The organism is Thermostichus vulcanus str. 'Rupite' (assembly GCF_022848905.1).
GTDB lineage: Bacteria > Cyanobacteriota > Cyanobacteriia > Thermostichales > Thermostichaceae > Thermostichus > Thermostichus vulcanus_A.
On sequence record NZ_JAFIRA010000011.1, the window covers coordinates 45,602 to 70,173 of the forward strand.

General features: G+C 54.7%; 18 protein-coding genes and 1 tRNA gene. 12 read left to right on the forward strand and 7 right to left on the reverse strand.

The genetic code is table 11. From position 1 onward, the window contains the following. Positions 1–170: 170 nt before the first annotated feature. Both JX360_RS06205 and JX360_RS06210 read right to left on the reverse strand, forming a co-directional pair. Entirely contained in the window at positions 171–455 is a 285-nt protein-coding gene (locus JX360_RS06205) for a c-type heme family protein (protein ID WP_244349778.1), read from the reverse strand. 136 nt (positions 456–591) lie between these two features. Beyond that, the gene (locus JX360_RS06210) at positions 592–3,804 is read right to left on the reverse strand and encodes an efflux RND transporter permease subunit (RefSeq protein ID WP_244349779.1); all 3,213 of its coding nucleotides are present in this window, start codon (positions 3,802–3,804) and stop codon (positions 592–594) included. A 149-nt stretch (positions 3,805–3,953) separates the two neighbouring features. Between JX360_RS06210 and JX360_RS06215 the strand changes: the two genes are divergently transcribed. Continuing rightward, the gene (locus tag JX360_RS06215) at positions 3,954–4,901 is read left to right on the forward strand and encodes a LysR family transcriptional regulator (protein WP_244349780.1); all 948 of its coding nucleotides are present in this window, start codon (positions 3,954–3,956) and stop codon (positions 4,899–4,901) included. Here JX360_RS06215 and JX360_RS06220 read toward each other — a convergent pair. Continuing rightward, positions 4,880–7,393 carry a hypothetical protein gene (locus JX360_RS06220; RefSeq protein WP_244349781.1) on the reverse strand — a complete coding sequence of 838 codons (2,514 nt, stop codon included), beginning with the start codon at positions 7,391–7,393 and terminating at the stop codon, positions 4,880–4,882. The two genes, JX360_RS06215 and JX360_RS06220, sit on opposite strands and share 22 nt — an antisense overlap. Before the next feature lie 164 nt (positions 7,394–7,557). Here JX360_RS06220 and JX360_RS06225 point away from each other — a divergent pair, with 164 nt between their 5' ends. The 4 genes from JX360_RS06225 (at position 7,558) to JX360_RS06240 (ending at position 11,621) form a co-directional block, all read left to right on the forward strand. Next, a complete protein-coding gene (locus JX360_RS06225) occupies positions 7,558–9,138 on the forward strand; it encodes a cryptochrome/photolyase family protein (RefSeq protein WP_244349782.1) in 1,581 nt (526 codons plus the stop codon). 54 nt (positions 9,139–9,192) lie between these two features. Then, positions 9,193–9,723, forward strand: coding sequence for a transcriptional regulator NrdR (gene nrdR, locus JX360_RS06230; RefSeq protein ID WP_244349783.1), 531 nt, complete (start codon positions 9,193–9,195; stop codon positions 9,721–9,723). Positions 9,724–10,014: 291 nt separating this feature from the next. Further along, positions 10,015–10,884, forward strand: coding sequence for a polyadenylate binding domain-containing protein (locus JX360_RS06235; protein ID WP_244349784.1), 870 nt, complete (start codon positions 10,015–10,017; stop codon positions 10,882–10,884). 116 nt (positions 10,885–11,000) lie between these two features. Next, complete coding sequence (locus tag JX360_RS06240; protein ID WP_244349785.1) at positions 11,001–11,621, forward strand: Uma2 family endonuclease; 621 nt, start codon at positions 11,001–11,003, stop codon at positions 11,619–11,621. 14 nt (positions 11,622–11,635) lie between these two features. Here JX360_RS06240 and JX360_RS06245 read toward each other — a convergent pair whose 3' ends face one another. Genes JX360_RS06245 through JX360_RS06255 form a run of 3 tightly spaced genes read right to left on the reverse strand, consistent with a single transcriptional unit; the run spans position 11,636 to position 16,272 of the window. Further along, positions 11,636–12,976 carry an amidohydrolase gene (locus JX360_RS06245; protein WP_244349786.1) on the reverse strand — a complete coding sequence of 447 codons (1,341 nt, stop codon included), beginning with the start codon at positions 12,974–12,976 and terminating at the stop codon, positions 11,636–11,638. Next, positions 12,960–13,907: a DUF1152 domain-containing protein gene (locus JX360_RS06250; RefSeq protein ID WP_244349787.1), complete on the reverse strand. Its 948-nt coding sequence runs from the start codon at positions 13,905–13,907 to the stop codon at positions 12,960–12,962. The genes JX360_RS06245 and JX360_RS06250 overlap by 17 nt, the downstream gene beginning before the upstream one ends. Next, entirely contained in the window at positions 13,804–16,272 is a 2,469-nt protein-coding gene (locus JX360_RS06255; protein WP_244349788.1) for a PAS domain S-box protein, read from the reverse strand. Before JX360_RS06255 ends, JX360_RS06250 begins: the two co-directional genes overlap by 104 nt. 148 nt (positions 16,273–16,420) lie before the next feature. Here JX360_RS06255 and JX360_RS06260 point away from each other — a divergent pair, with 148 nt between their 5' ends. From JX360_RS06260 to htpG, 5 genes are all read left to right on the forward strand, one after another. Next, on the forward strand, positions 16,421–17,089 hold the full coding sequence (locus JX360_RS06260; RefSeq protein WP_244349789.1) for a response regulator transcription factor: 669 nt from the start codon (positions 16,421–16,423) through the stop codon (positions 17,087–17,089). Positions 17,090–17,247: 158 nt separating this feature from the next. Then, a tRNA-Thr gene (locus JX360_RS06265) sits at positions 17,248–17,320 on the forward strand. Positions 17,321–17,579: 259 nt separating this feature from the next. Beyond that, a complete protein-coding gene (locus tag JX360_RS06270) occupies positions 17,580–19,208 on the forward strand; it encodes a DUF6930 domain-containing protein (protein ID WP_244349790.1) in 1,629 nt (542 codons plus the stop codon). 213 nt (positions 19,209–19,421) lie between these two features. After that, positions 19,422–20,783, forward strand: a complete 1,362-nt coding sequence (locus JX360_RS06275) for an LCP family protein (protein WP_244349791.1) — start codon at positions 19,422–19,424, stop codon at positions 20,781–20,783. A 112-nt stretch (positions 20,784–20,895) separates the two neighbouring features. Continuing rightward, on the forward strand, positions 20,896–22,755 hold the full coding sequence (gene htpG, locus JX360_RS06280; RefSeq protein WP_244349803.1) for a molecular chaperone HtpG: 1,860 nt from the start codon (positions 20,896–20,898) through the stop codon (positions 22,753–22,755). Here the strand turns inward: htpG and ribH are convergent. Continuing rightward, complete coding sequence (gene ribH, locus JX360_RS06285) at positions 22,749–23,324, reverse strand: 6,7-dimethyl-8-ribityllumazine synthase (RefSeq protein WP_244349792.1); 576 nt, start codon at positions 23,322–23,324, stop codon at positions 22,749–22,751. The two genes, htpG and ribH, sit on opposite strands and share 7 nt — an antisense overlap. A 340-nt stretch (positions 23,325–23,664) precedes the next feature. Between ribH and JX360_RS06290 the strand changes: the two genes are divergently transcribed. Next, positions 23,665–23,967, forward strand: coding sequence for an urease subunit gamma (locus JX360_RS06290; protein WP_235276751.1), 303 nt, complete (start codon positions 23,665–23,667; stop codon positions 23,965–23,967). Between the two features lie 58 nt (positions 23,968–24,025). Then, positions 24,026–24,439 (forward strand): urease subunit beta, encoded by a 414-nt coding sequence (locus JX360_RS06295; protein ID WP_244349793.1) that lies wholly within the window; start codon positions 24,026–24,028, stop codon positions 24,437–24,439. Positions 24,440–24,572 lie beyond the last annotated feature (133 nt).

The following is a 24,572-nucleotide window of genomic DNA, read 5'->3' on the forward strand; positions in this document are numbered from 1 at the left end:
CAGGATATCCCCATCTACAAAGCTTTTTCGAGGGATCTCGTGACAGTTTTTAGCGTTTTCTTTGCATTCCTTACCAAAATCCCAGTCGTTCCCCGATCAGATATCCCACAAGCATTCTCGCCCCTCTGAACAGCCGGAAAAATAGTAGAAATACTTACGGCACCTTTGGGTTAGCGGTGCGTAGCACCTTTATTTAACCAGAGTCCTCTTCTACACCCTTTGAAGTCGTAGGCCAAATCCTGCGGATCGTTCTTGAGGATAAAGTCGGGGCGGGATCCCTTGGCCCCGTGACAAACCAGACAGGTGGCTTCAACATTGATGCGGCGATAGGAGTGAGTTCCTGGCTGCCCATTGAGCAGCTCCTGAGCCCAAAATCCGATCAAATCGGCATTTTGTTGAAAGCGAGCAAGGACGATTTTGGTGTGAAGGTTATCGGGCGGTAGAGGCAGCCACAAGCCGCGTCCCCAATATCCAACACACCAGCAACAACAAGACCCAGCGGCTAATTGTGGCAACTCTAGTAACTGTCATGGCTGTTCTTCACTTGCAAATTTCCTATTTCCTACTGATTTACTGAAAAAAGAATCCTCACTAGGTAGGTAAACTGGCTGCATCCGGGGCTGTTGTAGATTCAGGCCCCAAAGACTGCTTCTGATCCCCGTAATACCAGATTGGGATAATTACCAACGTCAGCGCTGACGACGTCAACATGCCACTGAGTAAGGTCCAGGCCAATCCCGACCAAACCGGATCCGATAAAATCGGCACGGTGCCCAACATCGTGGTGATACTGGTCAGCAAAATGGGGCGAAATCGAACCGCTCCTGCAGCGAAAATGGCCTCCTCTAAACTCACACCAACCGCTCGTTGCTCGCCAATAAACTCCAATAAAACAATGGCATTGCGTACCACAATTCCCGCCAGAGCAATCACCCCAATCATGGCGGTAGCACTAAAATAAACCCCATTCAAGCTGAAACCGAGAAGGATACCAATCAAAGCTAAGGGAATGCTACCCAAGATGATCAACGGGATCTTAAAACTGCGGAACTGACCCACCAAAATCAGGTAGATCAACAACACCGCCACCAACATGGCTAAGCCCAAATCTCGAAACACATCCAACGTTAGTTTCCACTCTCCATCCCACTGAATCCAGTAACCAGAGGGTAGGGGATCCCGCCAAACACGAAGCCATTGATCGATGACTGCGTACACAGAAGAACGATCCGCCATTTCCCCCATCACATAAGCAACCGGGCGTTGATCTTTATGGAAAATCGGTTCATCGGCAACGGTAGGGGTCCATTGCACCAGCTCCGTCAGCGGCACCAAAGAGCCCGATGGGGTGGGCAGTTGAATGCGGCTCAGATCCTCAATGCTCTGGCGGGCAGACTCTGCCAAGCGCAGATGGATACCCATCGGAGTCAGTTCTCCCGGCAGCTGCAAAATACTGACGGTAGAGCCGCTCAGGGCTAAGTTCAACGTTTGTGCCACATCCGCCGTGGTTAGCCCCGCCCGGTTCACCCGCTCTCGATCCACCGTTAACGTCAGTTGGGGCAAAGGGTTTTTCACCGAATCATCGATATCAACCACGCCCGCTGTTTCTGCAAAGATCTGTCGGACTCGTTTGGCCAACTGCCGCACCTGGACATAGTTGGGGCCGTACACTTCCGCTAGCAGGGTTGAGCGTACCGGCGGCCCCGGCGGATCTTCCACCAATTTGACAATGGCATTGTGAGTTGCTGCCACCGCTTGCAACTTTGGCCGCAGCCGCAACACAATCTGTTCCGAATCAAGCGAGCGAGATTCAGGTTTGCTCAGGTGCAGGCGAATATCCGCCACATCCTCTCCACCCCGTCCGGAGCCCCCCCGCAACAGGCCATTAAAATCTATTGGGGATCCCAGCCCCACATAGCTTTCAAAGCTGGCAACATCGGGATCCCTTTGCAGCACCTGTTCCAACGCCTGCACAACTTGGTCGGTAGCTACCAAATCGGCTCCACGGGGCATATCCAGTTGCACCAAGAAAGTATCTTTGTCGGCTTTGGGTAACATGCGAAACTTGACCACCTGGGTCAAAGGCAAGAGAAAACTGGCCAGCAACAATCCCGTCACGACCCAAGAAAGCCAGCGTCGCCGAGATCTTGACTCCAACAACGGTTGCAGGATCCGCCGATACAGCCGATACAGCCGTGTCTCTTCCAGGGCAGGTTGAGCAGCTTGAGTGTGGGGTTTGAGCTGGATCCAACGCAATGCCAAGAAGGGGGTGACCGTCAGTGCCAGGGTTGTGCTGATCACCATGGCAACCGGCACATTAAAAGGGATCGGCCCCATGTAGGGCCCCATCATGCCTGTAACAAAGCGCATCGGCAGAAAAGCCAGAATCACGGTAACGGTGGAAAGGATGATCGGGGTGCCCAACTCCGCTACGGCTGCAATCGCCTCTTCGGTTTTCTGGCGAAAATCCATGCCCGGGCGCAAGTCAAAACGGCGATGAATGTTTTCTGTGACCGCGATCGCATCGTCCACCAAGGTTCCCAAGGCCAGGATCAGGGCGAAGAGGGTAATGCGGTTAATGGTTTGTCCGGCGATCCACCCAACCCCCAGCGTTCCGGCCAAGGTGAGGGGGATGACAAAGGCGACAATGCTTGCTTCCCGCCAACCCAAAAACAGCAGCAGCAAGGCCACCACAATACCAATGGCCTGAACCAAGCTGGTATACAAATCCCCAACGGCCTTAGCTGCAGTCCGTCCATCATTACGGGTGACGGCGATCTGGATCCCAGGGGGTAACTGCGGTCGCAATTCCTCTACCCGTTGGAAAATCTGCTGCGCCACCGTCACTGCATTGGTACCCGGTTTTTTGGCGATGCCAATCGTGATAGCCGGTTGACGGATCCAGTCCCCTGTAGCCCGCCGGCGGGGATCCGGGTTGGGATCGGTAATCGGTTCATCGGTGCGAAAGTGAATGCGCGTGAACTGGGTACGCTCGGCAAAATCATCCCGAACCACCGCCACATCTTCTAGATAGACATCCGGCTTGAGCTGAATCGCAGCCACATCTGCCGCCGAACCCAGCCGATGCCCCCCTTCTACCTGTAACCGCTGGGATCCCACCGTCAAGTCTCCGGCGGGCAATTTCAGGTTTTCCGCTGCGATGCGCTGGGCAATCTGGGTCGGTGCGAGCCCGTAACTGGCCAGTCGTTCTGGATTCAAATCAACTCGAATGGTACGGGGGTGTCCGCCCACAATCGTCAAGTTGGACGTATTTGGGATCCGGCGCAGATCCTCCAGTAGCCGTTCTCCCACCCGACGCAATTGGTTATCGCTGTAGTCAGCCCCCGTCAAGGTTAAGGTAACAATTGGCACATCATCCACAATCACCGGCTGCACCTGATAACTGGATCCGGGCGGAAACAGTTCTGGATGGTTAAACAGCTGATTCTGCAGCTTGAACAAACTGTCTTCCCAGTTTTCGCCTACACGATATTGCACCGTGATCAGGCCACCGGACGCCTGCGCCACCGAGTAAATATGCTCAATACCCGTCAACTCCCGCAGTTTGGCTTCCACTGGATTGACCAAGGTGTTCTCCACCACCGCAGCACTGGCACCTGGATACTGCAAAGCCACATCCGCCACAGGGACAACAATTTGCGGATTTTCCTCTTCGGGCGTGAGTAGGGCCGCCAGCAGGCCAAACGCAGCAATGGCTACGATAATCAGGACTGTGAGCTGAGAGTTGATGAAATAGGCGGTAAGACGACCTACCCCTCGTCGGGGATCCTGAGACTGGGACATGCGGGATTCCAAGACTTTCTATATAGATTATATAACTATAATTTCATATATATTTTTGCCCCCTCGAAACAGGAAGATGAAGATATGGATCAAAACATAGATTTCAATCTATGCTACATTAGCGAAGCCTAGACATTCTCTGATTCCTGATGAAGGCCATTACCCTACATCAACTGCAAATCTTCGAGGTAGCTGCCCGTCACCTCAGCTTTACCCGTGCTGCCGAAGAACTTTATCTGACCCAGCCCACCATCTCGATGCAGATCAAGCAACTGAGTAAGGCGGTAGGGCTACCTCTGTTTGAGCAGGTGGGCAAGCGGCTCTACCTAACTGAGGCTGGACAAGCCCTACACCAAACCTGTGGCAAGATTTTTGAGCAGCTGGATCAATTTGAGATGACCCTTGCGGATCTCAAGGGGCTGAAGCAAGGGCGCCTCAGCATCGGGGTCGTTACCACCGCCAAGTACTTCATTCCACGTTTGTTAGGGCCGTTTTGCCAGCAGTATCCTGGCATCGACGTGGCACTTAAGGTAATTAATCGCCAGCAAGTTTTGGATCGCATCGCCCACAATATGGACGATCTTTACGTGATGGGGTTGCCACCGGAAGATCTGGATGTTGTGGCACGTCCGTTTCTGGAAAATCCCTTGGTGGTGATGGCTCCCATTCATCATCCGCTGGTGGGAGAGAAGAGGATCCCCTTAGAGCGCATTGCCCAAGAACCGTTTTTGGCCCGTGAACCCGGATCCGGCACCCGAATGGCAGTGCAACGACTGTTTGATAAACACAACCTGACCCTGAATATCCGCATGGAACTGGGCAGCAGCGAAGCGATTCGTCAGGCTATTGTCGGTGGCTTGGGCATTTCTGTCTTATCTCAGCATGTCTTAGCGCTTGGGGGCTGGCAACACCATTTGGCAATTTTAGATGTGGAGGAGTTTCCCATTTATGGCTCTTGGTACTTGGTTTATTTGCGTTCTAAACATCTTTCGGTGGTGGCCAAAGCCTTTGCTGATTTTCTGCTTTCACAGGTGGATCAAATGCCCTTAGATTTACTAGACCAAAAAATATCGGATCAAAAAACAGAGCAAACCTGAGCCAAAACGGGATCCCGTTCTTCCTCTTGACAAAAAGGTCGCACCAAATACCCCAACTCTGCTCGCCATTCTCCCCAGCCGTCAAGAGTATGAGTGAAGAATACCCGCAAAAACGCCAAATAAGCGCGTGCCCAGTCATCTGCGGGATCCAACTCCACAATCTGTTGAAAATGAGTCTGGGCGGAGTGCGGTTGTAGAAGCGCTACCAACATCAACCCCTGTTGGTAATGGCTTTGAATTTGCTGCGCTAAATCCCCTCGCTCAGCGGCCCGTTGCCCTGCTCCCTCTAATAACTGGCGGGTCAGGGCACGATCCGGATCCGTTAGAAACGTTGGATATTGCAGAGTTGTCCAAGCATTGAGGTAAAGGGATAACCCCTCCAAGTTCCCCACTGCTGCGGCGTGTGCTGCTTGTTGAAGAAGGAACAAGGGATCAGCCCAAAGTAGGGATCCCTTTGGGGGAGGGGTGGATAAGAAGGCTGGAGAGGCTGTCCAGGGTAGGCTTAGGGATTGTTGGATCCCTTGGGGGGGGTGCCAGTTGAGGTGGAGGATCCCGGAAATTTTGTCTCCCTCTAGCTCAGGCAAGTCTGTCGGGGGCAAGGCCAAGATCTCTTCTACAATCCAGTGGCCCGTCTGATTCAGTTGCAGGCGGTTCTGACCCAAAACCCAAGCTCGCTCAGCCACAATCTGCCCTTGTTCATCTTCTAAGTCGGCCCAAACCAGAGTTTGCGCCAAATCCCTAGCCGGGCCTTGCCAGTGCAGCTTCCAAGCCGGGATCCCCAGATCCGGGATCGGCGTGATCCGATCCAACACCACCTCAGCAACCTCAACCGGGCTATTTTGAACCGTGACCCGTGGCTGTTGGGGATAGTAGGTTTGCAAACGACCCACCGCAGGGAGATGTACGGGCAGATCCACACGCCACTGGGAGCCGGTTTGCAAGCTTTGCCGAATCTGCTCTTTTGCCGCCTCATAAGGGCCGACAATGCCCATCTCCCCTTCGGCATCGATAAACCCATCCAGCAGCGACAGCTCCAGTTCTGGCCAGGGGGTTTGTCCGGCGGCCCGGAAGGTGAGGGGCCACTGGTGCAGAGCAGCCAAATAGGTCAGGGTTTCTGAGGAAATCCCTTCTGTGTTGGGGATAACCCCTAGGGTGGTGGTCAAGTGGGGCTGTACCAAATATCCGATCCAATCGGTCAGCTCTTGCTCAGGGTGCTGTCCTTGCCATTGCATTTGGATCCCCGCCCACAAGGGAGCAACCCCCGGCGTCAAGGGTTGCCCAAAGCTCCACAAAGCCAGGGATCCCAAGCCTAGCCCAAGCCAGGGCCAAGCTTGATACAACCCTTGACACCAGAGTGATGTCTGGGAGCGCTCCTGGAGCCAGCCCCAGGCCCGCCGGATCCCACCTGCTGAAAGCACCGCCAACAGGGGCAGCAGCGGCAGAGTAAAGCGGATATCCTTGATGGTCACCAGCGTGTAGAGGCCATACCCAGAAAGGTAGGTCAGCAAGAGCGCTAGCTCCGCCTGCCGGGATCCCTGTCGAACCTCACTCCATATCCCTGCCAACCCCTGCTTAGCATCCCACCCCCACGGCCACAGCGCCAACAGGGGCAACCCACACAAAAAGGGACTCATCTGTTGCGGCAGCCAGCGCAGGTAGGTTGTCCACCAGCAAAGGGATCCCGCTGCGCAGGTGATGTAGTAATGAGCTGTGTCGGCATAGCCGAAGCCGTTGCTGAGCACAAACAGCCAATTGGCTCCATACCAAGGCCAGCAGAGCAGCAGCGTCACCGCCATTCCCAAAACCACTTGGGCCAACGGGATCCCTCGACGCCAACTCTTTGCCCTGAGTGCTCTGAGGCAAGCTCGCCCCACCAACACCGCCAAGGGGAGCAGCAAAAACAGGATCCCCGTCCACTTGGTCAGCAGCACCGCCGCCCCCGCCGCCCCCACCCCCACCGTCGCCCCCCAGGAGGGATCCTGCCAGTAGGCCAGCATGGCCCAAAAGGCCAGCGCCACCGCCAACACCAGCATCAGCTCCAACATGTACACATGCGCCAGGGAGGTAACCCCCGGATACAGGAGCAGCAACCCTGCCGCCAGCCAACCCATCCCCGCTGAGGCATACACCCGCCAGCCGATTCGCTGCGTCACTCCGGCCAGTATTCCCAGTGCCAACAGGTTGAGCAACTGCCCGTCCGCCCGACTGAAGGGATGCCAAGCTGCCAACGGGATCCCCAGCCAATAGGTCAAGGGCGGGTAGCGCTGGTTCAGGTGTAAAAACTGCTGCCACCAAAGGGGATCCCAGCGGAAACGACCGACATGAGATCCAAAAGCTTGCGCCTGCAACAGATGTTGAGCCTCATCCCAAGCTGGGGGGAGCGGATCGGTCAGATTCCAAATCACCAGCAGGATCACAGATAGCCCGGCCAACAGGGCCAACAGACCCGAAGGGATCCCACCAACCTGCAGCCCTTCTCCTCGTGTACGCATGGGTTGCTCACATGGGTTGCCTAGCAAAGCCAGAGCCATTGTCTCACCCGTTCCCATGGTTGCTACGCAACGCTTACGCGACAGCGGGACGGAGTCCTTTCGAGTTGAGCAGATTGAAGCAGCGTGAACCGCTAGACTCAACCTATTGCATTGCAGCGGATCCCATGACACCTTCCCCCCCTGGCTCTATTGGCGTTTGGATCCTCGGCGATCAGCTACACCCCCAACAGGCAGCTCTGGCCTCTTTAGCTGCTTCAGTGCCGGAGCGGATCCCGGTAATCTTGATCGAGTCCTCAGACTGGGCCAACCGCCGCAACTATCATCAGCAAAAATTGGTGCTGGTTTGGTCGGCCATGCGCCACTTCGCCCAAGAGCTCCAAAACCAGGGCTACCCCGTCACCTATGTGGAATCAGATGGCTTTGCCGAACCCCTGCAAGCCTGGGCCCAGCAGCATCAATTGCAACAGATTCGTCTCATGCAGCCCGCCGATTTGCCGTTCCGGTCTGAAGTGGACAAGCTGGGATCCCAACTTCCCTGTCCGATTTTGCAGATAGAGAATAACCACTTTCTCTGGACAAGCCGCGACTTTATCAACTGGGCTGCCAAGCGCAAACGGCTGCTCATGGAAGACTTTTATCGGGAAGGACGCAAACGCTTCCGGGTGCTGATGGACGGTTCCAAGCCCCTAGGCGGACGCTGGAACTACGACCGTGAAAACCGCAAACCCCCCAAAGCCGGGATCCGCTACCCCACTCCCCTCCACTTCCTCCCCGATGCCCTCACCCAAGCGGTTATCCATAAGGTCAAGCAACACTACGGACAGCACTTTGGATCCCTGGCCGGGTTTGGTTGGGCGGTAACTCGTAGTCAAGCTCTACAAGTTCTGGAGCATTTTATCAAGGCAAGACTGCCCCACTTTGGCCCCTGGCAAGATGCCATGCAAACCGGCGAAGACTTTCTTTATCATTCCCTGCTCTCCCCCTACCTGAACTTGGGCTTGCTCACCCCCCACGAGGTTGTCGCCGCCGCCGAAGCCGCCTATCACCAGGGCGGGATCCCGATCGCCTCGGCGGAGGGGTTCATCCGGCAAATCCTGGGATGGCGAGAGTACATGCGCGGCCTCTACGAGTACCTCATGCCCACGGGGTACAGTCAACAGAACTTTTTTAACCACACCCACCCTTTACCGGACTTCTTCTGGACCACCGACACCGACCTCAACTGCCTGCGGCAAACCCTGCAGCAAATCCATCGCCACGGCTACGCCCACCACATTCAACGGCTGATGATCCTCAGTAATTTTGCCCTGATTAGTGGTATCCAACCCCAAGCAGTCGAGGCGTGGTTTCACGATGTTTTTATCGACAGCTACGACTGGGTGATGCAGACGAATGTGATCGGCATGGGTCTGTTCGCCGATGGTGGCATGTTGGCCAGCAAACCCTACGCTGCTTCTGCTCAGTACATTCACAAGATGAGCGACTATTGTCGCAATTGCCGCTACAATCACAGCGAAAAGGTGGGCGCACAGGCTTGTCCCTTTAATACTTTTTATTGGGATTTCCTGTTGCGTCATCGCCCTCGCTTGGCATCTTTGGGCAGGATGGGGTTGGTACTGGCTCATCTGGAGCGGATGAAACCAGAGCTGATTTCTCAAATCCAAGCTCAAGCCACGGCTTGGTGGGAGCACCTACAACCGACATCCGACCAACAGAGTCCTTCCTCTGCGCAGTCCGTCCGATAAGATCGGAACACCTTCCCCCTCTTGACCTGTCAGTTTGTTTGAGGATCGCCAGCCATGAAATGTCCCCGCTGTAGCAAACAAGAGATCCGAGTTCTGGAGTCTCGTTCGGCAGAAGCTGGCCAAAGTGTACGGCGGCGACGAGAATGCATGTCCTGTGGCTACCGCTTCACCACCTACGAGCGCATCGAATTTGTACCGATCATGGTGATCAAACGGGATGGATCCCGTGAAAGCTTTAATCGCAGCAAGATTCTGCAAGGGGTGATGCGGGCCTGTCAAAAAACTCAGGTCAGCGTTAAGCAGATGGAAGAGCTGGTCAACGAAATCGAAGAAAAACTGCAACTGGAAGATGTTCAGGAAGTTACAACTCTGCGCATCGGCGAAATGGTGCTGGATCGGCTGCAGAATTTGAGCGAAGTCGCCTATGTCCGCTTTGCCTCCGTCTACCGCCAGTTTCAAGGGGTGAGAGACTTCGTCAATGAGCTGGAGCAATTGGAACCACCGCTGCGGCAAGATCTGGAGCGCCTACTGCGGGAATCCCCTGGTTCTGAAGGATCCCCTGATTTGGTGGGGGGGTATTCGTGAAACATTCGTAAAACATCAGTTGCGCTAAGCCCCAAGGGATCCCTGGTTCTTCCGGGTAATCGGGAAGTGGCGCTTGTGGGTGGAAAAAATTGCTGAAAGAAGCCACCCATCTGTAGAGCTAGGCGGTATGCTTGGGGTAGCAATCGCTGCTTAACACTAACCCTAGTGCTGAGTATGATGGTTTAGCCCTAATCAGCACTATCCTTGGGAAGTTCCCACAGCTTCGTCTGTCAGGGATCCCTGTGACAGCCCACCCTAGACCCCCAATCTATCGGAGTCGATATCCCACCTATGCAGTACGATTTTCGGGGATCCCCAGGCGCACGCAATGGCAATGGCAATGGCAACCTCAGCAGTTTGCCTCGTCATGGCTATCGTTCCCCTTCTGCCATGGAAACCGGGCCAGGGGTGGTTCCCCTTCAGATGTACCAGCAAGTTGCTGAAGAGTTGGAGGCTGCTCGCCAGCAGGTGAGCCAGCTTTCCTCAGAAAACCAGCGCCTGCGGTCTTTGCATCAGCAACTGTCGGGAGAAATTGCCGGCATCAGCCAAGAATTTCAAGGTCAGTTGGGTCACACCCTAAAACGTCTCCAGCAAATTGGGCAGGCCGCCCAATCCGCCGCTGGTTCAGAAGGTGGATCCCAACCTTTTCAACCCGCCCCCACCCCCCAGCCCAGTGCCCCAGAAGCTCCTCCTACCTACGACTTTTTGAATCGCCTTAAACGCCGACAAGCGGGCAACGGAGCCTCCCCCTTACCGTCGAACAGTTATCCGGAACCCTACACATCTAACCCCGGCTTCTCTGCCCCCTTTGATCCCCCCTGCCGGCCTGCTCCCTCCCGGACGGAAGCCACTGTGCCTCCACCGGGGTTTGATCGCCCCCGCCATACCAACTCTGCTGAGTCTTACCCCCGCGCCGGTTATCAGGTTCCTTCTTTAGATGAGTTAATGCAGGATATGGGCGCTCCGAATCCCTATGCCGAGGCTTATCCCACAGGTGTTTACCAGCGGGTTCGGGATCAACACCACGGATCCCAGGGATCCACCGTGCTTTGGTTGGCTGCTGCGGTCATTTTGGTGATCGGGTCGTTTGGATTGGGGTTTGTGGCTGTACAGCCCTTCCTGCGTAACGATCCACCGCCCCCGTCTGTACAGGCACCCTAAGAGCCACAGAGACTGTAGCTGTACACGGGGATCCCACTAAAAATCCACTCGCTAAGCTAGGGATGTCCTCCCCTTTGTGAGGATGCAGGAATCTGTTGGGGGTTGTATCAATATCAATGGTTCAGACTGTCCCTGCTCCTCTCACACTTGAAGCATTCTTTGAGCATGTGCCTGATGACGGTCGCTTTGAGCTGCGTAATGGAGTCGTGGTGGAAATGCAGCCCACAGGCACCCATGAACAGGTAGCGGGATTTCTAGCACAACAGTTGGCAGTTACCATTCACACCAATGCCTTGCCCTATTTGATCCCCCGTCAGGCAATTCTCAAAGCCGCAGATAGCGACCTTTCAGGCTACAACCCCGATGTGGTGGTTTTGAATAAGGATGCCCTCAAGAATGAGCCGCTCTGGAGTAAACGCTCCACCCTTGTAGAAGGTAAGGCTGTCGTTTTAGCCATCGAGGTTGTCAGTACAAATTGGCAGGATGACTATCTGCTCAAACAGGGGGAATACGAACGGCTAGGGATCCCAGAGTATTGGATCGTGGACTATTTGGGGTTGGGGGGTAAACGATTAATCGGAAATCCCAAGCAACCCACCCTCACTATTTGTGAGCTGGTTGAAGGGGAGTATCAAATCCGGTTGCTCAGAAACCAGGATCCCTTGGTATCGCGGGCATTCCCAAGGTTAAATCTGAGAGTGGATCAGATCTTTGCTGCAGGCCAAGAAAATTCTTGAGTCTCTCTTGTTTGTCAAAGCCCAGCACGCCGGCAGAGATCCGTAGCCTGGGATCCCACCTGGTGTCGCAGTTCCTCCTCAGGTAGGGTGAGCACCTGTCGGTTGTGCATGAGGATTTTCCCATCGCAAATCGTGGTGGAAACATCGCTGCCGTGAGCCGCATACACCACCTGGGCGATCAGGTTATTCAGGGATCCCTGTAGGCGGGGCCAGAGATGGGGAGCCCGCAAATCCAATAGGATTACATCCGCTTTTTTACCGACCTCCAAGCTGCCAATCTCCTGCTCCAAACCCAAACAAGCCGCACTACCGCGGGTGGCCATCCACAAAGCCTGTTCAGCCGGTAGAGCTGCCCCATCTCCCGAGGTCAACCGTTGCAGAAACACCGCCAATCGCATTTCCTCGAACAAGTCCAGATTGTTGTTGCTCAAAATGGAGTCGGTGCCCAACCCCACCGGGATCCCTTGCCGTAGCCACTGCAAAACCGGCGCTATGCCGGAGGCCAGTTTCAGGTTGGAGCTGGGATTATGGGCGATGCGGACTCCTTTGGCTTGCAGTAGGTCGATCTCTTCCGGTTGCACCTGCACACAGTGGGCGGCCAACGTCCTGGAAGTCAAGCATCCCCACCGTTCCAAACACTGCACCGGCGTCATTCCGTAGCGGGCTTGGAGGGTTTCCACTTCCCAACGGGTTTCGGCCAAATGGGTATGCAACCCAACACCGTACTTTTGGGCTAGCTCGGATCCCTGGGTGAAACTCTCAGGATGACAGGAATAGGGAGCATGGAGCCCCACCCAAATATGAATCCGACCCGATCCCCGCCCGTGCCAGGCTTGGATCAGGTTCTCCGTATCTGCCAGAGCTTCTCCTACCCCTGTCGGTTCGTCGATTACCTGTGGGCTGAAGATCCCTCGCAACCCAGATTGCTCGGTGACAGCAGCAGCAGCAGCCGGGTGCCGGTAAATGTCGATGAAGGTGGTCGTACCGGATCGGATCATCTCCAGTTGGTTCATGCCGGCGGCTGCAGTTATGTCGGCGGGGGTATAGGCGGCATCCAGAGGGAAACAAATCTCCGTCAACCAACGGGACAGCTCTCGATCTTCACAGAGCCCCCGTGTTAGGCACTCGTGCATGTGGGCATTCACCAACCCTGGCAAGGCAACGTGATCCCTTCCGTCCAGGGTTTGCCGGCCTACATAGGGGAGATCCTGCCCCAACGCCACGATCCGATCCCCATCAATGGCAATATCCACCCGCTCTAAAACCCGCCCCAACTGATCCATCGGGATGGCAGCACAGTCGCGCAGCAACAAATCAACCGTTTTTCTCTCCATCCCATCACGATTCAGAGCCATACAACTCCGGGCGCAAAAACTGGATATACCGCTGTAGGTAGCTCTCCGGCAGGATCCCAGCTTGGGCTAAAGTCGCTTCTGCTTCCGCCAGGGATCCAGTTTCTCCCACTTGGGCTGCGATCCGGTTCACTGCTGACACCAAAATCTTCGGATCAAAAAACAGGATCATTGCCTGTAACGGAGTAATGCGCAGCAGGGATCCCCAGGGTTCACCCAGCCGCATCCGATGCAATCCCAAGTTGCCCTTAGCGGCCTCCATCGGCCACTTTTCCACCGGATCTGGCATGGCACTACAGGCGCGTCCCATATCCGCCACATCCTCTTGAGTCAGTCCGTAAGCCCCCAAAAATCCGCCCGCCCGCATCACCCGACCCACATTCCGCTCCAAATCCTCAAGCGCCAATTCCTCATCGCAGCCATAACCGGAAAGCCCGTAGACCGATGGCACAGAACAACGGTAGAGCCCCGACAAACTGATGAAGTCCGCAAGGGGTGTGCGCGGCTGTCGCACCTCATCGGTATGGCTGTAAATGCTGTCGGAGCCAATATCTACCCCCACTACCAGATCTACCGAGAAGGACTGGATCACCGCTTCCAACCCAGTCAAAAACCCTTGCCCACCCCCCTGTAGGCTGAGCAATACTGCTTCCACTCCAAACAACTCCGCCATTTGCGCTTCCGCTGGGATCCGCTTCCCTACCCGGGCCGACCCATCCACCTGCAACGCCTGGGATCCAACCCAGCGTCCGTGAACTACCTCTTCGAGGGCATAGTAACAAGGCCCCCAAACTGAAGCTGCAAGGGGAAACGGAGCCTGGGGTTCTGGATCAAACTCCGGGGGCGGCCACCACTGGCAGGTGACTCCCCCGATGATTACCCGCTCCACCCCCAAGTGTTGCAAGTAGTTGCGGATCGGGAGGGTCTGAATCACATCTCCTCCCCCACCCATACCGTATACAAAGACGGTCTTGGCAGAGCGAGCCAGTTGGTGCAAAGCCGGTAGCATAGCAAACCCTACAAGAACAGTTGGGTAGCTTACCATGCAAGCAAATCTGGAAAAGTTCCTGGATAGCGGTCAGGTTCCAGCCTTTAGGTTGCTCCCATTCCCCCAAGGGTAAAGGAGAAGGTTGCCCCTGCCCCCAAGGAAGACTCTGCCTTAATCTGCGATGGATAATTCGCTGTACAGTCGCCAAACCAATACCCGTGCCAGGGTAGTCTTGAGAAGAGTGCAACCGCTGGAAAGGGCCAAACAACTTGTCGGCATAGTGCATGTCGAAGCCTATACCGTTGTCTCGCACGAAATAAATGCGTTCCTTCTCCCTAAGATGGGATCCCAGCTGAATGCAGGCCAGTTCCTGCTTTGCCGTAAACTTCCAGGCATTGTCCAGTAAATTTTCTAACACCACCCGCAGCAGGCGCGGATCCCCGTAGGCCATCAAATCCGGTTCAATCTGCCACGACACAGCACGTTGGGGCTGGGTTTGTTCCAGCTCTTGGGCAATGAGATAAGCCAACTGGCTCAGATCCACCCAATCCCGGTTCAACTCACTGCGGGTGACCCGCGATAACATCAGCAAATCATCGATCAACTGGCCCATGCGCTGAGTCGCCGCTCGGATTCGCCGCAGATAGTCTTGCCCCACCGCATCCAGTTGGTCGTTGTAATCTTCCAAAAGCGCCTGACCAAACCCATCGATGCTGCGCAACGGCGCCCGTAAATCGTGGGAAACCGAATAGGAAAATGCCTCTAACTCCCGGTTGGCCAACTCCAACTGCAGCGTGCGTGCTTCCACCCGCTGTTCCAGGGTTTGGTTCAGTTGCCGGATCTCCGCCTCCGCCTGCTTGCGATCGGTAATCTCAAAGCGGATCGCCAGATATTGCCAGGGTTTACCCTGGTCATCCAAAAACGGCACAATGACCGTATCGACCCAGTAGAGGGTGCCATCTTTGGCCCGATTGCAAATTTCTCCCTTCCAGGTTTGGCCGCTGGATATGGTTGACCACATCTCCCGGAAGAAGGCTTTACTGTGATGGCCGGAATTGATCAAACGGTGATTTTGCCCAATCAACTCAGCCCGGCTGTACTGGGCAATCTGACAAAACCGATCGTTAACGTCGGTGATTATCCCCTGGGCATCGGTGGTGGCAATAATCGCCGCTTCATCCATGGCGTATTTCAAATCTGACAGATCCCGCAACGTGCGCTGTAGATTTTCTTGAGCACGCCGCAGCTCTGTAACATCCCGCGCAATTGTTAGGGATCCGCGTCTGCCATCGATTTGCACTTCGTGAGAGGTCATTTCCACCTCCAAAGCCGTTCCGTCCTTGCGCCGATGCCAAGTTGATACACCCCACAGAAGCTGGGTCCCTAGAGAGTTCTGGAGATGGGATCCCGGCAATTCCAGATCCTTTAAGTTCATCCTCAAGAACTCGGATGGGTCATACCCGTACTGGCAAATGGCAGCCTCATTGACATCCCAAAATTCCAAACTGTGCGGATCCGCCAACCACATCGGCATCGGATTGGACTGAAACAACTCGCGGTACTGCCGCTCACTGGAGCGCAATGCCTCCAATGTAGAAGCCAATTCCGTGGTGCGCTGCTTAACCAACTGCTCCAGCCCATCGTGTGCGGCTTGCAACTGAGCCTGCCAACGGCGGCGCTGCACATCCTGCCGCCGCAACAGCAAATACACCCCCACCAACAAGCTGATGCCGGTCATGCTGGTGAGGACAATCGCCAATGTGGTGCGCTGAATACTAAGGCTGGCGACCCGGCTGCGTTGAGCCAAGAGTTCTCGCTCTGCATCCTCCATTTGCAAGAGGATATCTTCCACTGCTACCTGAAGTTCAGATCCCAATTCGGTCAAGGTTGCTTGGGTTGCCCAATCCTCAGGGTCATCTTGATAAACCTTTAAGGAACGGTTCAAATTCTCTAGGCGCTGTTCAATCTGGCGCTCCACCCTATCCAGGCGTTCCTGTTGCCAAAGATTATCTTGGGTCAACTCCCGCAAGATCTGTTGGTGGAGCTGCACCTGGCGGATCCCTGCCTGAAAAGCCTCCAGTTGTTGCGGGTGTCCAGTTAAGATATACCCCCGTTGCCCGGATTCAGCCTCCTTCAAACCCAACAGCAAAAATTCCAGGTTCTCCAACACCGAGTGGCTATGACTGACCCGCTGTTCCCGCCGTATTAGCTGGTAGGATTCAAACAGACTCAACCCTGCGCCCGTGGCCAGAAGTGTCAGGGCAACCAGGAATCCGAAGTTGAGAACAGTTTGTTCCGGAGACTTTTTCATCGTTGTTTCCATAATTGTATTCTAGGTACAGGCTCAGACAGGCTCCTGATCTCCACGGTTTCTTTATCAAGCCTTGGCTTAGGGAAAAACTGGGCCGCAGTTTACAGATTTAATATCTTGTGGTATTTCTCTCATTTCTTGAATTTAGATGAAGATTCTTTTGGTAGAAGATGATCCTCGACTAGCGGAAGTCTTGGTGGAGGCACTCACCGATCAGCGTTATATCGTCGATTGGGTTGGGGATGGGGAAACCGCCTGGGATCAATTGCGCCTACAAACCTACAATCTCCTGTTGTTGGATGTCGGCCTCCCGGTCTTAGATGGGGTGCAACTTTGCCAACGCCTCCGCGCTCAGGGGTTTCAAATCCCGGTTTTGATGATTACTGCCCGTGATGCCAGCAGCGACAAAGTGCTTGGTTTGGATGCAGGAGCTGATGATTACATGGTCAAGCCTCTGGATCTGCCAGAACTTTTGGCCAGAATTCGTGCCCTTTCCCGCCGGGGCCAAGTCGCCACATCCCTCACCTTGGAGTGGGGATCCCTAGTACTCAGTCCAGAGACCTTTGAAGCCTCCTACCAAGGCCACAAGCTACAGCTCACCCCAAAAGAATTTGCCCTCTTGGAATTGCTCATCCGTAATGGGCGGCGGATCTTAAGTCGAAGAGCCATTTTGGATCACCTTTGGGGAGTCGGCGAAGCACCGGAGGAAGAATCGATCAAAGCTCACATCAAAACGTTACGGCAGAAACTAAAGGCTGCTGGAGCAGAGCTGGATCCGATTGAGACTGTCCATAGCGTTGGCTACCGGCTTCGCTAAAATTAAAACCATGTTTTTTTGAACTCGGTCGACCTTTTCGGAAAATCAGTACGGAAGTGCTTTAGGCGAGAGTTCGAGGCTGCTTTGATGTTGAGAGCTACAGTCCGGCAGGCGGAAGGATGGTGAGAAGGCGATGCTAGAATCAATAAGCCTAAATTGCTGGTGTAGCTCAGTTGGTAGAGCACTCGACTTGTAATCGAGCGGTCGTCAGTTCGAGTCTGACCATCAGCTTTGGGATCCAGAACAGCTGCACGGGTTTGCTCGGGATCCAACCTTGGAGCTTAGGCCATTTTCCCCTACTGAGGACTTGGTCAACCCTTTCCCTATCCCCGAAGGGGGTCGTAGCTCCTACACTAGTGGTTAGATCAACTGTGGCGGGATCCCATGATCTTGCTCTCGAAGTGGATGGGTAAGTCCGCTTCCGGATAGGGGTGTGTTCGCCCAGTCTGTTGGGTAGTTCTGTTGCTTTTTCTTGGATGTTTGGATATCTATGTCCGGTCTCCCAGCCGCTACAGTTCGTCGATTACAAAAGCTGCCCCAGGTGCCATCCGTATGGGAAGGGGATCGCCACAGCCTTTCGGGGCGACTTCGCATGGGATCCCAGGTGAGTCCTGGTGCTGCGGAAGGGGAGTGCATCCTTTGGGTCGATGGGATTCAAGGCGTGGTGCGGGCAATGGAAGTCGTGCCCCTCGGCTCGGGTATTGAGCCGATGGTGCGTACCCTGATCCTGGCCATGGAGCGACCCCATTCTGCCTCACCTGCCCGTCCGCAAAAGATCATCGTGCGGGATCGGGAGGTGCAATTTTTTCTGCGGGGGGTTTTGCACGAGCTGGACATCAAGGTGGAATGCCAGCCGGAGCTGCCCTTAATCGATGAAATTCTGCAAAGCTTTGAGGATGCCCATGAGCGACTCTCACCCCCTCTACCGGCAGAGTATGCCGATTTGCTCACCCAAAAAGCTCTCACCCTTTGGCAAGATGCTCCCTGGGATTATCTAGAAGATCATCAGGTTTTAGCCATTGAGCTGAACCACTGGGATCTGGAAACCCTGTACGTTTCGGTGATGGGGCGACTGGGGATGGAGTACGGGGTGCTGTTTTACCGTTCTCTGCATTCCCTCAAACAGTTTCGCCAGGATGCAGGCCAGCCAGATACACCCGAAGAGATGGAAGAAGCCTTCCTCAAGCAAGATTGTCTCTACCTCACCTTCCAAGCTCGTAATCCCGACCTGAATGAGCTGCCAGACCTGGACTTGGCAGAGTTGGATCCCGATGAGATCGAGCCCAATTTCGGTACCATTCATCCCCTAGAGGGCTTGCGAATTATGCTGCAGGAGGATGAGGCGGCGGTTCTATCTGTGGCTCTGGAGGCATTGCATCGCTTCCTGAAGCAACACCACAACAAATTGGAACAGGACTTTCAAGCCTGCCAAGGGCGATATCGCATTCCCAATCCGCAATCCAAAAATCAGCCCAAAGAAAGCACCCTCTCGGTACAGGTGCGAACCTTGCCCGACGTGGCAGCAGATTTGTTGGAGCTCGGGGAGGAGGAGTCGGAAACACCTACCCACACGCTCCTGCGGGATGACTTGGTACCAGAAGGAGCCCAGTTGGGTTTGGGGGTTTTGCCCTGGACAACGGTAGAAGCCCTACGGCTGATGGGACAACTGCATCCGCTCCCCCAAAGCAACCTGGTGGAAGAGGGAGAAGGACTGCCGGTGGTGATTGTGCGTACCTCCCGTCCTAAGGCCAAGCAGTTGATCGAAAACCTGCGGGGAGAAGGCGGGCCACAGGGAATCTGTTTCAATACGGGGGTGGATCCCTTTGATGGCGATCGCTACGACCTGGAGATCGTGCAAACGGGCAACCAGGATCTGCACCTGTTTGGGGAATTTCCCGAAGATGATCCGGTTCACTCTATGGCTCGTAAACGCTGGGAACGGCGCTGCCGCGATACGGGGGGTTATTGCGGCTTAGTGGTGGCGATGGGGGTGACCTCGGTGCGTCCTGAGTTGCAAATGCGGCATATCCTAGCGCTTTTCGAAATGCAGGCTTTGAACCCAACGCGGTTGGGGCTAGGGCCGATGGTGCGGATCAGTCGTCAGTTTCACCTACCCTAGCCAGGGCAAGCTGAATACAGCTAGCAGAGAATGATGATCTCAGTAAAGAGTAAAGGATCTCAGGAGCTACTTTGCGGGCAACCTAGTATCAAACCTTCTCTGGAAGAAGGGATGGGGTAATATGGCTTTGCATTAAGCTGGTTTGCATTAAGCTTGATGTAACTGAGAGAACACACCTTACCTGTACGCGCTCGCGAGGCCCGGTCTAACCTGATGTCCTCATTCCAGTATCCCCCCCGTCCTGACCGCATTAGCGCAGCTCGTCAACAGGCGATTCGCCGAGGGATCCTTTGGTTATTGCTTGGGTTTACAGCGGTGGTGGCTGGCTCTGCCGGTGCCCTCTTGGCGGTGATGTTGCCCCGTCCGGTGATCCCCACCCCCCTGACTGCTGAACAACAGGAAGCCTTCCGACCGGATGCATTGCGGGTGGCTGCCCTGGATCGCTCGTTGCATATTCTCATCCTCGGCACCGACAATCCGGATCCCACCTTGCCCCTCCTTACTGAACGGGATCGCTTTAATACCCGCACCGATACCATTCTCTTGGCCCGTTTTGATCCCCAGTCCCGTCGAATCAGTATTCTGTCGATCCCCCGCGATACCCGCGTGCGGTTGCCTGGATTTGGCATCGGTAAGATCAATGCAGCCAACTTTGCGGGCGGCCCGGCGCTGGCGGCTCAGGTGGTGAGTGACTTAATGGGCGGGATCCCGATCGACCGTTACGTTCGCCTCAATACGGATGCCCTTGAGGCTTTGATCGATGCGGTGGGTGGGGTGGAGGTCTACGTGCCGGAGCCGATGCAGTATGTGGATCAAACCCAGCAGTTGTTCATCAACCTAGAACCAGGGTTACAACGCCTCAATGGAGAGCAAGCCCATCACTTTGCCCGCTTCCGCCGCGATCATCTGGGGCTAGGGGATATCGGTCGGGTGCAACGACAACAGGAATTGTTGCGGGCCCTCAGTCGGGAACTGCTCTCCCCTGCGGTTTGGCCACGGATCCCGAAGATTTTGCAAACCATTCGTGCCAACCTGGATACCAACCTGACCTGGGAAGAAGTGCTGACGCTGGCCAAGTTCATTCTCACCTCGGGTGGGGATCGGATTGACCTGGTACTGTTGCCGGGTCGATTTAGTCAACCCGGAGAATTTGCCACCAGCTACTGGCTGCCCGATGTCCCTGCTGTGCGGCGGGTGGCTGCTTCTCATTTCGGCTTAGAGGCTCAGGTGACCAGCATTCCCCCACAACGGCTGCGAATTGCCGTGCAAAATGCTACTGGAGAGCAAGGGATGGCCCGCCGCATGATCCAGGAATTGGCCAGACAGGGCTTTACCCAAGCCTTTGCCGTGGAAGACAGCACCCAGGTTTTGCGACAGACGGAAATTCTAGCCCAAAGTGGGGATCGAAACGGGGCCAAACAGATTCAAGCTGCCATTGGCCTCGGGGAAACACGGGTGGAATCTACAGGCATCCTCAATTCCGACATCACCATCCGGGTTGGCCAAGATTGGGCCCAACAGCTCACCCTCGATATCGACCAGGCGCAAGCTTTGCCTGGGGCAGCCCAGCTTTAGAGGGCGGGCGGTTCGGTTCCAAGTGCGGATTTCTGGAAAGGGGGCCTGCTTGTCGTGGGTTCCCCGGCTTCTGTAGATTGGCACTGAGCCCATTCGAGTGCTAAGCCTGCCTATGACCATGCTGGAGCAGGGATCCATCACGATCCACACCGAGAATATCTTCCCGATCATCAAGCAGTCTCTCTACTCCGACCGAGAGATCTTCCTGCGGGAGCTGGTCTCTAATGCTGCTGATGCCATTGCCAAGCTAAAAATGGCCAGTTTTGCTGGGGAATTGTCGGATCCCCCTGAACCCGAGATCGTCATCACTCTGGATAAAGAGGCAAAAACCCTAGCGGTAGCCGATAACGGCATTGGCATGACCGCCGAAGAAGTCAAGAAATACATTAACCAGGTGGCTTTTTCCAGCGCCGAAGAGTTTATCCACAAGTACAAAGGCAAAGAAGCAGAGCAAGCGATCATTGGGCATTTTGGTCTGGGCTTCTACTCCTCTTTTATGGTGTCGCGGCGAGTAGAGATCGATACCCTCTCCTACAAACCAGGTAGCACTGCTGTGAATTGGGCTTGCGATGGCACGACTGCCTTTACCCTCTCAGATTCGGAACGGGCCAGCATCGGCACCACCGTTACCCTTCACATCGCCCCGGATAATGAAGAGTATCTCGAACCCAGTCGGATTCGGGAATTAATCCGAAAATACTGTGATTTCATTCCCGTTCCCATTAAGTTGAATGGGGAGGTCATCAATAAGCAAAAGCCCCTCTGGAGAACCTCACCTTCTGAACTCAAAGACGAGGACTATCTTGAGTTTTATCGCTATCTGTATCCCTTCCAAGAGGATCCCCATTTTTGGGTTCATATCAACACCGACTACCCCTTTATCGTGCAAGGGATCCTCTATTTTCCCAAGTTACGCCCGGATATCGACCCTACCAAAGGGCAGGTGAAGTTGTTTTGTAATCAGGTCTTTGTACAAGACAACTGTGAGGAGGTGATCCCGAAGTTCCTGCTGCCCTTGCGGGGTGCTATCGACAGTCCCGATATTCCCCTTAATGTTTCCCGCAGCTTTTTGCAAAATGACCGCACCGTGCGGCGCATTGGTGACCATGTGGCCAAAAAAGTGGCGGATCGCCTCAATGAGCTTTATACAGAAGACTACGAAAAATATGTCAAGGTTTGGCCAGATATTAGCCTCTTCATGAAATTTGGGGCGATGAATAGCGATAAATTTTTCGCCCAAATTAAGGATATCCTGATCTTTCGTCTGGCCGGATCCCCTGCTGATAAGCCAGAGTATCTGACACTGCAAAGCTACCTGGAGCGTACCCGCGAGAAGCAAAACAAGCGAGTTTACTACGCTACTGATGAAGCTGCCCAAAGCGCCTACATCGACCTGCATCGTTCACAGGGTCTGGAGGTCTTGATGCTGGATAGCTGGATTGACAGCCATTTCAGCAGCTTCCTAGAGCGGGAGTATAAGGAAGACGGGATCCAATTCAAACGGGTGGATTCTGAGTTGGATGAAACCCTTGTGGACAAAGACAAGGCCGCAGAAATTGTCGATCCGGTCAGCAACAAAACCCGCAGTGAAAAATTGGTCGATTTGTTCAAGCAAGCCTTAGGCAAAGACAAGCTACAGGTGAAAGCCGAAGCCCTAAAATCGGAATCTGTCCCGGCAATGATCCTGCTGCCAGAGGCGTTGCGGCGGTTGCAGGAGCTGAATGCCATGATGCAGCAAAAGCCCCTCGAGTTTTTAGAGGAACATACCCTGATCCTGAATACGGCTCATCCGTTGGTGCAGAATTTGCAGGCACTGGCCGAAGAAGGTCGGGATCCTGACCTCGTTACTCTGATCTGCAACCACATTTACGACCTAGCTCTGATCACTCAAAAAAGTTTTGACCCGGCTTCAGCCCGTGCCTTTGTGCAGCGTTCCAATGAAGTGCTGACGCGCCTGACCCGTCGTCAGTAAGCAGTGCTATCTAGAGTAACTCCCGGCTTCAGGGCCCCTGAGTTTGTGGGGAGAGGGGGACGGGATCCGGATCCGTTGCTGCCATGGATCACGGGGTTCATTTGGCGCATCAGGGTGGCCATTTCCAGGGCGCTCATGGCATATTCCCAGCCCTTGTTGCTCTTAACCCCAGCCCGCTCGAGGGCCTGCTGCATCGTATCGGCGGTGAGAATGCCGAAGATTACCGGTACGCCGGTGCGAAACCCAGCCGCTGCAATGCCTTTAGCCACTTCAGCCGACACATAGTCGAAGTGGGGAGTTTGCCCACGAATCACTGCCCCCAGGCAAATGACAGCATCGTACCGGTGGGATTGGGCCAATTGGTGAGCCACCAAGGGGACCTCGAAGCTACCGGGCACCCAGTAGTAATCCACCTGCTCACTGTCGGGTGAAACATCCATCCCATGGCGCTTGAGGGCATCCTGACAGCCTTCTAGGAGCTTACCGGTGATCAAATCATTAAAGCGACCAATCACAATTGCCAGACGCAGATCGCCCGTCTGAACAAAATTGCCTTCGTAAACTGCCATTCCCCCTGCTCCGTTAGAAGGGATTCCCTAAGTTGGTTGTGTTCCACAGCAAAACCGTGTCTAACCATCGTGACATACTCCCGACTCCAACTGCTTAGGCGGCTATTGCTAGGCAACGCTAAGCGACCAAAGGGGGCTTCTCCTCCAAGATGGCCTCAGATTTTATGGTGCCCTGCACAACCTTCACCTCAGGGGTGCGGAGCATTAAAGGGCTGTCGTTTGTGTCTGTGCATGTCTGTGGGGCGATAGGAGATGGGCTTTACGAAGCTTGCGGTAAAGGGGTAAAAGTTAAGTCAGTCCTCACGTTCGCTGTGTTGTTGGCTCCCTTGAGGTAGACCCTATGCACTTATCGCCCCAGGAGAAAGACAAGCTGCTGGTTTACTTGGCTGCTCAATTGGCTCAGGATCGGCGGCAGCGGGGCCTCAAGCTTAATTACCCAGAGGCAGTGGCCTTTTTGAGTGCGGCAGTGCTAGAGGGTGCCCGAGAAGGCAAGACGGTGGCCCAACTGATGAGCGAAGGATTGACCTGGTTAAGCCGGGAGGATGTGATGGCTGGGATCCCAGAGATGATCCCCGAAATTCAGGTGGAGGCCACCTTCCCCGATGGCACTAAGTTGGTGACACTGCACCACCCCATTCGCTAAGTCGGTTGGGATCCCTGAGTTTAGACCTTAACGATTGAGACGGTTGGAGACTGCCCGCATGGCCCTGACTCGCAAATCGAAAATCAAGCCCAGTGCTGAAGCTGAAGCCGGTTTGGTACCGGGGGAGCTATTACTGGCGGAGGAACCCATCCAAGCCAATGTGGGGCGGGCTACCGTCACCCTGCAAGTGACCAACCAGGGGGATCGCCCTATCCAAGTGGGATCCCATTTTCACTTTTTCGAGGTGAACCGAGCTTTGGTGTTTGATCGGGCTGCCAGTTTTGGTATGCGCTTGAATATCCCTTCAGGGAATGCAGTACGTTTCGAGCCGGGGCAAACCCATCAGGTGACTTTGGTGGCGCTGGGGGGCAAAGGATTGGTGCATGGATTCAACAACCTGACAGAGGGCAGTGTTCGCTCAGGCACCCAAAAACGGCTGTCATTGGCGCGATTGCAGGAGTGGATGGGTTAAAAGGCAATTGGGGCAGGGTTAACCCCTCCTCAACTGTGCAGGTTTGAGCATCTGAACCGAGGCTCAGTCACATCCTATTCCCAGCCCAGATCCGTAACAGTAGTGCTATCCCTTCTTCCTCTAGGAGCCAGCA

What these genes read in the sequence shown, in the direction of transcription:
- JX360_RS06220 (WP_244349781.1), bottom strand. Translation starts at nt 7,393, where the DNA reads ATGCGTACACGAGGAGAAGGGCTGCAGGTTGGTGGGATCCCTTCGGGT.
- JX360_RS06255 (WP_244349788.1), bottom strand. Translation starts at nt 16,272, where the DNA reads ATGAAAAAGTCTCCGGAACAAACTGTTCTCAACTTCGGATTCCTGGTT.
- JX360_RS06225 (WP_244349782.1), top strand. Translation starts at nt 7,558, where the DNA reads ATGACACCTTCCCCCCCTGGCTCTATTGGCGTTTGGATCCTCGGCGAT.
- JX360_RS06290 (WP_235276751.1), top strand. Translation starts at nt 23,665, where the DNA reads ATGCACTTATCGCCCCAGGAGAAAGACAAGCTGCTGGTTTACTTGGCT.
- JX360_RS06270 (WP_244349790.1), top strand. Translation starts at nt 17,580, where the DNA reads ATGTCCGGTCTCCCAGCCGCTACAGTTCGTCGATTACAAAAGCTGCCC.
- JX360_RS06240 (WP_244349785.1), top strand. Translation starts at nt 11,001, where the DNA reads ATGGTTCAGACTGTCCCTGCTCCTCTCACACTTGAAGCATTCTTTGAG.
- htpG (WP_244349803.1), top strand. Translation starts at nt 20,896, where the DNA reads ATGACCATGCTGGAGCAGGGATCCATCACGATCCACACCGAGAATATC.
- ribH (WP_244349792.1), bottom strand. Translation starts at nt 23,324, where the DNA reads ATGGCAGTTTACGAAGGCAATTTTGTTCAGACGGGCGATCTGCGTCTG.
- JX360_RS06235 (WP_244349784.1), top strand. Translation starts at nt 10,015, where the DNA reads ATGCAGTACGATTTTCGGGGATCCCCAGGCGCACGCAATGGCAATGGC.
- JX360_RS06210 (WP_244349779.1), bottom strand. Translation starts at nt 3,804, where the DNA reads ATGTCCCAGTCTCAGGATCCCCGACGAGGGGTAGGTCGTCTTACCGCC.
- nrdR (WP_244349783.1), top strand. Translation starts at nt 9,193, where the DNA reads ATGAAATGTCCCCGCTGTAGCAAACAAGAGATCCGAGTTCTGGAGTCT.
- JX360_RS06295 (WP_244349793.1), top strand. Translation starts at nt 24,026, where the DNA reads ATGGCCCTGACTCGCAAATCGAAAATCAAGCCCAGTGCTGAAGCTGAA.
- JX360_RS06245 (WP_244349786.1), bottom strand. Translation starts at nt 12,976, where the DNA reads ATGGCTCTGAATCGTGATGGGATGGAGAGAAAAACGGTTGATTTGTTG.
- JX360_RS06215 (WP_244349780.1), top strand. Translation starts at nt 3,954, where the DNA reads ATGAAGGCCATTACCCTACATCAACTGCAAATCTTCGAGGTAGCTGCC.
- JX360_RS06275 (WP_244349791.1), top strand. Translation starts at nt 19,422, where the DNA reads ATGTCCTCATTCCAGTATCCCCCCCGTCCTGACCGCATTAGCGCAGCT.
- JX360_RS06260 (WP_244349789.1), top strand. Translation starts at nt 16,421, where the DNA reads ATGAAGATTCTTTTGGTAGAAGATGATCCTCGACTAGCGGAAGTCTTG.